General features: G+C 63.0%; 8 protein-coding genes. 2 read left to right on the top strand and 6 right to left on the bottom strand.

Going from position 1 to position 8,939, the window contains the following annotated elements; translation table 11 throughout:
* The 3 genes from Q0D52_RS10115 to Q0D52_RS07300 all read right to left on the bottom strand — a co-directional run.
* A partial coding sequence (locus Q0D52_RS10115) for a twin-arginine translocation signal domain-containing protein (protein WP_366930334.1) occupies positions 1-93 on the bottom strand: 93 nt, incomplete at its 3' end.
* A 59-nt stretch (positions 94-152) separates the two neighbouring features.
* A complete protein-coding gene (locus tag Q0D52_RS07305) occupies positions 153-845 on the bottom strand; it encodes a molecular chaperone TorD family protein (RefSeq protein ID WP_294381417.1) in 693 nt (230 codons plus the stop codon).
* 109 nt (positions 846-954) lie between these two features.
* Positions 955-1,647 (bottom strand): ferredoxin-like protein, encoded by a 693-nt coding sequence (locus tag Q0D52_RS07300; protein ID WP_294381414.1) that lies wholly within the window; start codon positions 1,645-1,647, stop codon positions 955-957.
* Positions 1,648-2,032: 385 nt separating this feature from the next.
* On the opposite strand from Q0D52_RS07300, the gene Q0D52_RS07295 reads away from it, so the two are divergent.
* Positions 2,033-4,171 (top strand): aldehyde ferredoxin oxidoreductase, encoded by a 2,139-nt coding sequence (locus Q0D52_RS07295; RefSeq protein WP_294381411.1) that lies wholly within the window; start codon positions 2,033-2,035, stop codon positions 4,169-4,171.
* Positions 4,172-4,350: 179 nt separating this feature from the next.
* Here Q0D52_RS07295 and Q0D52_RS07290 read toward each other — a convergent pair whose 3' ends face one another.
* Together Q0D52_RS07290 and Q0D52_RS07285 are read right to left on the bottom strand one after the other, a co-directional pair.
* Positions 4,351-5,577 carry a hypothetical protein gene (locus Q0D52_RS07290; protein WP_294381407.1) on the bottom strand — a complete coding sequence of 409 codons (1,227 nt, stop codon included), beginning with the start codon at positions 5,575-5,577 and terminating at the stop codon, positions 4,351-4,353.
* Complete coding sequence (locus Q0D52_RS07285; RefSeq protein ID WP_294381405.1) at positions 5,574-6,233, bottom strand: iron-sulfur cluster assembly scaffold protein; 660 nt, start codon at positions 6,231-6,233, stop codon at positions 5,574-5,576. The genes Q0D52_RS07290 and Q0D52_RS07285 overlap by 4 nt, the downstream gene beginning before the upstream one ends.
* A 177-nt stretch (positions 6,234-6,410) precedes the next feature.
* Between Q0D52_RS07285 and Q0D52_RS07280 the strand changes: the two genes are divergently transcribed.
* Positions 6,411-8,300 (top strand): LuxR C-terminal-related transcriptional regulator, encoded by a 1,890-nt coding sequence (locus Q0D52_RS07280; RefSeq protein ID WP_294381402.1) that lies wholly within the window; start codon positions 6,411-6,413, stop codon positions 8,298-8,300.
* Here Q0D52_RS07280 and Q0D52_RS07275 read toward each other — a convergent pair.
* Entirely contained in the window at positions 8,297-8,932 is a 636-nt protein-coding gene (locus tag Q0D52_RS07275; RefSeq protein WP_294381399.1) for a YigZ family protein, read from the bottom strand. The genes Q0D52_RS07280 and Q0D52_RS07275 overlap by 4 nt on opposite strands.
* Positions 8,933-8,939 lie beyond the last annotated feature (7 nt).

The raw sequence follows: 8,939 nt of genomic DNA, 5'->3' as shown, positions 1-8,939 counted from the left end.
GCCGAAGCTCATGAAGCCCGCGCCGGCCGCTACTGCTGCGACCCCGGCGCTGCCGGCCAGAAAGCTTCGCCTGGTAATAGCGTTTTCTGACATTGCTGATTCCTCTCTATATGCATCCTGCGTCATCGTTTCATCCATGATGCGAACCGCCATCAAGCCGTCTGGCCGAACTCGGACTCCGCGCGCTGTTCCGCGCAGATGCCCAAGATCACGTCGACCAGGCTGATGTAGAACCGCGCGTCATCGTCAAGCTTGAGCAGCTTCAACCGGTAGTCGGTCAGCCAATCGAAGCGCTCGGCCACGAACCGTCGAGCTTCGGCGTCCATGCCGCTTCGCAGCAGAACTGCCACCAGATCGAGCTCCAACGCCAGGTGATCGGGGCAGTCGGCGTATTCCGCCGGCACCTCAAGGCCCAGCTGCTCGATCAACGCCCGCATGTAGCGCGCCGAAGCGCCCAGGTACAGGCCCTTCTGCTTGCCGATAAGCGGATTCACGTTGCCGGGGGTGTTCCAATCCGTGTACAGCGACTCCACGGGAATCGCCGACTGGGGAAGCCCGCCGGTGAAGTGACGCGCCGCAAAACCCTGCTTCTCGTCGAAAAGCGGAGGGCAGAACAGCTCGTCCACCTCGTTGCTGGAAAGGAATTCCTGCATGGGCACGCGCACATGCATGCGCTCGATGGGGCTTGCCTGCTTGCCGAAACGCGTATCGTCTTGCAGAAGACGGCGAACGCCGTCCGTGAACTCGGCCCAGGTCGCGCTGCGCGTCAGGCGCCTCCATTCGTCCTTCTCAACGGAACCGAAGCACTTCGAAAGCACCGAGAACACCGCTGCGTCGTCCATCATCTCGCGCTCACTCCTTTCCTTGGTCGCGGTTATAAGGTATGCAACCTTGCACATCCCGCGCTTGCCGCGCGGGCGTTCGCATCATGCGGGGTGTATCGCCCCGAAACGATTACGCGGTGACCGCGGTCGTCGTGCGAACGATGCCCTCGTCGATGATCTTCTGCGCGATATCCTGCCAATCGATGAACTGGATGGCGCCGTTGGGGCACTGCTCGGCGCAGCGGCCGCAGGAGATGCACTTCGTGGACACGCCGGTCTCGGTGTCGACGCGGGGCATGTTCCAGGGGCACGCCTGGCTGCACATGCCGCAGCCGATGCACTTCTTGGTGTCGACCGTGCGGGCGCCGGTCTTCTCGTCGGCGTAGATGGCGTGGACCGGGCAGTACTTCACGCACTGCGGGTCGGCGCACTGCTTGCAGTGCTCGACGGTGAACTCGCAAGCGCCGTGCTTGCCCTCACCGAAGGAGCCCTCGCCGGTGTCGGCGGAAGTGCCCCAATAATAGTTATCCCACACACGCACGCGGGCGATGTGCTGGCACACGCGGCCGTCGTTCTTCAGCGTGCACATCATCTCGCAGCGCTGGCAGCCCGAGCAGCGGGCGCGGTCGGTGACGATCATCTTGGTGGGCGTGGTGCGCAGCTCGATGCGGCCGGACGCGATGGACTCCTGGGTGACGCCCCAGCTGGCCAGCGCGCCGCCGACGACCAGGCCTGCAACGCCGCAGCCGGCCATGGCCAGCACGTCGCGGCGGGTGATGTTCTTCTTGACCGGGGCGCTGCCGCTTGTATTCGTATCTGACATTCTCAGTACTCCCCCTCACATATATTGGTGAGTCGCTACCTTGCGCCGGTTCCTCCCTCAGCCGAGGCCTCGTCCGCCTCGTCCCTTCTGATTTCCGGCGCACACTCTTCGCCCTTTCCGGGTCACGCAACAGTAAGTAGTATGCGGCTCATCAGTTTTTCGGTATCCCCTCTTTGGGGGTCAATGCCGCCGCTTTTATCCCCTCATTCGCCGAAAATTCGCTTCCGTTCGCCGTTTACCAGGCCATTTCCATAAATTACCCTCAAAGAGGGGATGCCCGTTTCACAAGGTGCGCAACACTGCCCAGTGACGAATTGTCGTCTGCACCCGAATCGCCCGACATGTCACGCAACGCATGTATCGAGAAGAGATTTGGAGATGCAACATGGCTGACGAGAAGTCATACGGCTGGGCCGGCAAGATCCTGCGCGTCAATCTGACGACGGGCAGCATCACCACCGAGTCCACCGCACCTTATAAGGAATACATCGGCGGCATGGGCCTTGCTAACAAGATCATGTACGACGAGGTGCCCGCTGGTACCGATCCTCTGTCCGAGGAATCCAAGATCGTCTACGCCGTCGGCCCGCTGACCGCCTCCGGCGTGCCGCTTGCTGGCCGTACCACCATCAGCTTCCTGTCCACGTTCAGCAAGGACCATCTGGTCGTCGACGCCCACTGCGGCGGCATGATCGGCGCCCGCATCAAGCTGGCCGGCTACGATGCCATCATCGTCGAGGGCAAGTCCGACAAGCCGGTGTACCTGCACATCAAGGATGATCAGGTCGAGATCAAGGATGCCTCCTTCGTCTGGGGCATGGGCACCCGTTCCACCACCGAGGCCCTGAACCGCCTCGAGGGCAACCGCGCCTGCGTGGCCACCATCGGCCCTGCCGGCGAGAACCTGCTGCCCTACGCCGTCATGATGAACTCCCGTAACCACTCCGCCGGCGCCGGCTTGGGCTGCATCATGGGCTCCAAAAAGCTCAAGGCCCTGGTCGTCGAGGGCAACGGCAGCGTGAACGTCAAGGACCCGAAGGCCCTGGCCGAGCTGTCCGACTACATGCTGCGCGAGATCGTCGGCTCCAACAACAACCATGTCGTGCCGTCCACCCAGCAGGAATGGGCCGAGTACTACGACAAGGGCACCCGTTGGACCGCCAAGAAGGGCCTGTACTGGGCCGACGCCGAGGGCGAGCCGATCGAGACCGGCGAGCCGAAGCCTGGCGAGATCAACACCGTCGGCTACCGCTGCATGAAGACCACCAAGGACGAGGGTCCCGAGGCCGAGAAGTACACCATCAAGATGAACGGCTGCCACAGCTGCCCGATCCACTGCTACTCCGACATGCGCGTGCCGAACGCTAAGAAGAACGGCGGCTTCGAGATCACCGGCAACACCTGCGTGCCGAACTTCCCGTTCTCCATCTACATGGTGAAGATCCTGGGCGACCACACCCCCGTCAAGGCTTCCACCGAGGACGGCCTGATCTGGGACCAGGTTGTCGGCGGCACGATGGACGACCTGGGCATGTGGTGCAACTACGCTCAGATCTACCGCGACATCGCCCACTGCGTGGCAAAGGGCATCTTCAAGAAGGTGCTGCCCGAGGCCGAGTACAACATGTTCGACTGGGAGAAGTTCGAGAAGAACGACCCGACCATCATGGTCGAGCTGCTCAAGCACATCGCCCAGAACGACAACGAGATGTCCTACCTTGGCCACGGCCCGCTCGTGTGGTGCCCGCGCTGGGACGACATGGAGTGGTTCGACACCACCGCTAGCTGCCTAATCAACTACCGCGGCTGGCCGGTGCACCACGCAATCGAGTCCTACGGCCAGGTCGGCGGCCTGCTGAACATGGTGTTCAACCGCGACCCCATGATCCACTCGCATCAGAACATGCTGCAGTGCGGCCTTCCGCATGAGCTGAAGCAGCAGATCGCTGCCGAGCTGTGGGGCGGCGAGGACGCTCTGGACGACGCCAAGGACTACAAGCCGATGAACGAGCACAAGGCGAACTTCTGCTGGTGGTCCATCGTCACCGACGTGCTGCATGACTCGTTGACGCTGTGCAACTGGGTGTGGCCGATGGCCCAGTCCCCGTCGAAGAGCCGCAACTACCGCGGCGACCTCGACCTGGAGGCCAAGTTCTACAAGGCCGTCACCGGCGAGGACGTCACCACCGACGAGCTGTACAAGCGCGCCGCTAAGATCATGACGCTGCAGCGCGCCAACACTGTGCGCGGCATGACCGACAAGGACGGCAAGATCGGCTGCAACGACTGCCGCACCATCCACGACGTCATCACCCAGTGGCCGTTCACGAAGGACCCGGACAAGGAGCCGTTCACCAAGGGCACCGACAAGATGGAGAAGGAAGACTTCCAGAAGGGCCTGACCATGCTGTACGAGAAGTTTGGCTGGGATTCCGAGAAGGGCTGCCCGACGGCCGACTGCCTGGACTACTACGGCATGGACGACGTCAAGGCCGAGCTGCAGAGCCTGAACCTGCTGCCGTAAACGCTAAGCTGGCAAGCTAGACCGGCAAAGCAAGCCTGAATCGCATACGCCCCCCGTTGCGCAGACAGCGGGGGGCGTTTTTTGCGTTCTAGGGCTAGCGAAAAAATGCGCCCCGGGCGAAACCGCTCGGGGCGCATTGCGTTATGTATGGCTGCTGCGCGTTAGGCCCTCATCAGGCTCTACACGTCAGCGGGACGCTCCACCGCGTCGTATTCGGCCAACGATGCCGCATAGCCGGACTCGAGATACTGCGTGGAATAGTAGTACACATCGCCGTTGGACGCCTCGGTGCGCTCGATGTCCGGATAGTTGCCGGAATCGCGCACAGCCTGCCACGTTTCCTCGATCTGCTCGTCGGTCATGCGGAAGGGCGGGTTCTTCAGGCACTCGGCGGCATAAGGACGCGGGTACACGCGCGAATCCTCGCGCACGCACTCGACGAACGTGACCACCGGGTTGTCCTCGGCGGCAAGGAACGCCCAGCGCGCATAGCTGGCGGTCATGAGCGTCTCGTCATACAGATAGTAGCTGTGCATGCCCATGAGCACCTTGATGCGGTTGCACTTGATCTCCTTGCGCACGGGCACCGCGTTCTCGTCCTCCACGAGCACCCATTCGCCCTCGATCTGCTCGAGGCGATAGCCTTCGGGAATGCGCAGGCCGGCGAAGGGGCTCCTATCGTCCTCGACGGGTTGCTCGTCGTTGGCTTCTGCTTCGTCGGGAGAAACCGGGGCGGGCTCGGAGGCTGCGGGCGCTGCAGCGACGGCGGCGACGGCGGCTTGCGCGACGTTGCCGGACTGCGTGGAGGCATCGGCCGTGGCGGGTCCAACTTCGGCGAGGCCCTGGTCAGCGGCTTCCGGCGCCTTATCGGCGGCCTCGGCCGCCTTCTCCTCGTTGTCGGCCTCGATCTGCGCCAAGCGGCGGTTCGGGATTTTCGGAGGCACTCCCACCGCTCGGGTGGCCGAACGCACCGCGGCAGCCTTCTCGCGCTCGGCGGCGCGTTCCGCCTCGATCTCGTCCTTGTGCTCCGCCTGGTAATCCTCGAGCCATTCGTACACGAACATCTCGAAGTCCTCGGCCGTCATATGGTCAGGCACCAGGCCGATCTCGGGCCAGCGCTCGGGCGTGACCAGATGGCTGTCAGCCGACTGCTTGCGCACGTCGTCGAACACGTCGGCGAGCGCGTTGTTCTCCGCCAGCTCGCGCGCCGCCGCAAGCTCCTCCTCCGTGGGCTCGTCGGCCGCTTCCCCATCGGGCGCCTCGTCGACGTCGGCTGCGGCGGCTTCCGCATCAGCGGCGCTTGCGGCACCCTGCTCGGCAGCCGTCTCCCCCGCATCCGATTCCACGGCTTCTGAAACGATATCCTGGCCCACAGCCTCTTCGGCGGTCTTCATCTGCTCGCTCATTTCGCCTCGCCGGCCTTCTGCTTCGCGATTGCCTCGTTAACCCTCATCTCAACGCGTGTGTCGCGCAGGCTGCAATGCTCGCACATCAGGCATGCCACCGACATCTCGTCGCACGGCAGCTTCTCGTCCATCTCCGCCAGCGACATGCCGCAACGGTACATCCAGTCGCCCACCAGGCCGCGCACGGCCTCGATGGCGAACAAGGTGGTATGCCCCTTGCCCTTCGGCACACCGTCGACCGCGGCTTCCACATCTTTAGGCGTCAGCTCGAGCGCCTGCGAGAACGTCTTTCCCTCGATCATGGAGCAGATGGCGCTTGCGCAGCCGGTCATGGCCAGGCATCCGCGGCTCTTGAAGCCCACCTTCACGAACACCGGGTCGGCAACGGAGTCGTCGACCACCGCGAACAGGCGCAGCGCCACTTCGCCGCGCTTGGACTTGCCCACCATGCTCTGCACGTTGAAGCCTTCGGGCTTGCCCGCGTTCTTGAAGTTCGCCACGATGGCGAGCATCGTTTCCGAGTAGCCTTCCACACCGTTGTCCAGCTCGGTCTGATACACGTCCTTCGTGCGGATGAGCGCGCGGTCGTCCGGCTCGTGATAGATATCACGGCCCTCATCCGGCTCATCGAACGTGATTTCCTGCTCGTTCGCCATTTCGATACCCCCTACTGTTAACGTTGCTGTTACGATGCATTATTTCCCATATGGTATGATGGCGAACATGGCGTTTCGCGCATACCCTCTTTGAGGGAATTTGCGGATAAGTAAGCCGGCTTTTTGGGGAGAGGGTCGGTCACCTGGCAAAACGCGCCGCATACACCAGGAGGATCAGTGAGGATCAACGAAGCGGGCGATTCGATCGCTCAGCGCGTACAAGGGCAGGGAGGGATATCGGCCTCGGGACAACCGGCAAGCGCCTCAAGCGCCGCCGGTGCGAAGCCGAGCGCTCGAACGCGCACGAATCACCTTGTGCCCGATGACGCTGCCCACCCCATGCCAACCGGCATGAAATTGCTCAGCCTGTACATCCCGCTCGTCCCCTCTATCCTGGGCCTGTGCTTCGCGCGCGCCGGCCTCATCGTCGCCGGCTACGGCAGCTACACCCACACCGACGAGGGCATATTCACCGATGGCGCCATGCTTGTGGCGCTTTCCATCATGGCCGTTATCCTGCCGGTCATCGGAACGCGGAAGATCCGCCTGAAGAAACGCACCACCAACCGCATCATGCGCACGTGCATCGTACTGGAAACGGCATGCGTCCTCGCCTTGCCCCTGGTCCACCTTGCAGGAGCCTTCTCGCCGAACGTGCACTACTGGCTTTGCGTCGCCGTCACGCTCTTCGGGTCGTTCGCTATCTTCTACTGGCTGCGCCGCGCCCGCGGATGCGGCAGCACCACCGCCGTGTTGTACGTGTTCAGCGCCCTTGCCATCAGCGAGGTGGAAATCTACATCTGCTCGCTTATCGGCACGTACGGCTTCTACCTCGCCGCCGCGCTCACGCTTCTGCAGTTCCCCTGCATGCTAAGCGCACGCAAGAACAAGCTGGCGAACGATATCGAGTCGTTCACGCCCAACGACGACTTCTTCGGCTTCGCCACCACGCTGCTGTCGAGCAAGCGCTTCCTCACGGCAACGGCCACGAGCATCGGCGTGCTCTCCATCGTAGACGGCTTTTTGCGCGGCTACCCCGATGGCACGCCCATCGCGTTCCATCCCGTCACCCGTGTTGCATATGGCCTGCTCACCATAGCCATTTGCTGCATCATCATCTCCATGATGATGCGCAAGCGCAAAAGCGTGATGACCGTGGGCATGTTCATCCTCTTGGAGCTGTTCGCGTGCGCCGCGCTGGTGCTGTACGCGGCCTTCCCCGGCATGCCGGACATCGGCGCGGTGTTCACCACCACGCTCAACGCGCTGCTGGTGGCGTTTACCTGGTACATCATCATCGCGTTCATGAGCTTCGGCTGGCGCGACCCGTACTACTACGCCCTGGGCGGCTGGATCGTATGGCTCGGCTGCCGTGCCATCGCGCGCGTCACGCTGATCAACGTGCAATCGCTTTCCTCAAACGACCTGCTCATCAACGCCGTCATGGGCACCTGCGTGGTGATCTCGACGCAGGTCGCGCTCGGGCAGTTCCTCAAGGTTTCCCAGATGGAAGCCGACGAGCGCCATGATTTGCACGTGCGCCGCATGGAGCGCCTGGAGAAGCAGCTGGCACGGGCGCAAGCAAACGTTGAGGCGCTCACGATTCTGAAAGACAACGCAGGCGGGTACAGCGAATGCGCCGCATGCGCGAATACGACGCCCGTGGGCGCCGGCACCGCAAGCCCCCTGCAATGCGCGGGGATAACGCCTGTCGAGAACACGGAACCGGATGAAACAGCGGACGAAAGCAGTGCCGCGCAGCCCGATTCCGTGCACGGGATGAGGCTCGTGCGCCTGATGGGCCTTGACGAGGGCGATTCTATAGCCGACATCCGCAAGGCCACCATGCGAAGCAACGCCGAACAGATGGGCAAGCAGTTCCTGCTCTCCGATCGCGAGGTAGAGGTGCTTGCGTTTTACGCGCTGGGTTGGACGCAGAAGCGCGTCGCCGAGGAGCTTTACATCAGCCCCAGCACCGCGCACGCCCACATCAAGCGCATCTACGCGAAAACAGGTCTGCACTCCCGCCAGGAAATCCTGGACTTCATGGATCAGTACACGTCCTAAAACGCTGCGTCGATGGGGTCGCTTACCTCTACGTCCTCTTGGCCGCGCTCCAGCGCCGTCAGAGCATCGAGCAGGGGCTGCTGCGTACCGTCGAGCATGCGCAGGTTCATGGTGACCGCATCGGCGAAGTCGGTGGACAGCACCTTGGCGCCGTGGTCTTCCGCCAAGCGCATGAGCTGCTCGTAACGCGGATACGCTATGCGGATGCGCAGGTCAACGCAGCGCGACACCACCACCAGCTGCGCGGCATCGATGCCCGCCTGGGTCGACTGCGTATATGCGCGCACCAGGCCGCCCGTGCCCAGAAGCACCCCACCGAAATAGCGCGTGACCACGCACACCACATCGGTCAGCCCCGCATGCTGCAGCACCTCAAGGGTAGGCAGGCCCGCGGTTTTCTGAGGCTCGCCATCGTCGGAATAGCGAACGCGCCCTGCAGCGCCCGCGCCGCCCGAGCGCAGGATGTACGCGTACACGTTGTGGCGCGCCATGCGGTTCGCCGCACGGATCTCCTCGAGGAACGCCAGCGCCTCTTCCTCGGTCTCCACGTGGGCCAGGCTGGCGATGAAACGGCTTTTCTTCTCCTCGATCTCGGCGACGGCACGCCCCTCGATGGTGGTGTACGAGCTCATTCGATTC

The organism is uncultured Senegalimassilia sp. (assembly GCF_934630535.1).
GTDB lineage: Bacteria > Actinomycetota > Coriobacteriia > Coriobacteriales > Eggerthellaceae > Senegalimassilia.
Note: the sequence above shows the minus strand (reverse complement) of the source record. Positions and strands in the feature narration are given on the sequence as shown.

Coding starts and splice junctions, on each gene's coding strand:
- Q0D52_RS07305 (WP_294381417.1), bottom strand. CDS start 845: ATGATGGACGACGCAGCGGTGTTCTCGGTGCTTTCGAAGTGCTTCGGT.
- Q0D52_RS07275 (WP_294381399.1), bottom strand. CDS start 8,932: ATGAGCTCGTACACCACCATCGAGGGGCGTGCCGTCGCCGAGATCGAG.
- Q0D52_RS07290 (WP_294381407.1), bottom strand. CDS start 5,577: ATGAGCGAGCAGATGAAGACCGCCGAAGAGGCTGTGGGCCAGGATATC.
- Q0D52_RS07285 (WP_294381405.1), bottom strand. CDS start 6,233: ATGGCGAACGAGCAGGAAATCACGTTCGATGAGCCGGATGAGGGCCGT.
- Q0D52_RS07295 (WP_294381411.1), top strand. CDS start 2,033: ATGGCTGACGAGAAGTCATACGGCTGGGCCGGCAAGATCCTGCGCGTC.
- Q0D52_RS07300 (WP_294381414.1), bottom strand. CDS start 1,647: ATGTCAGATACGAATACAAGCGGCAGCGCCCCGGTCAAGAAGAACATC.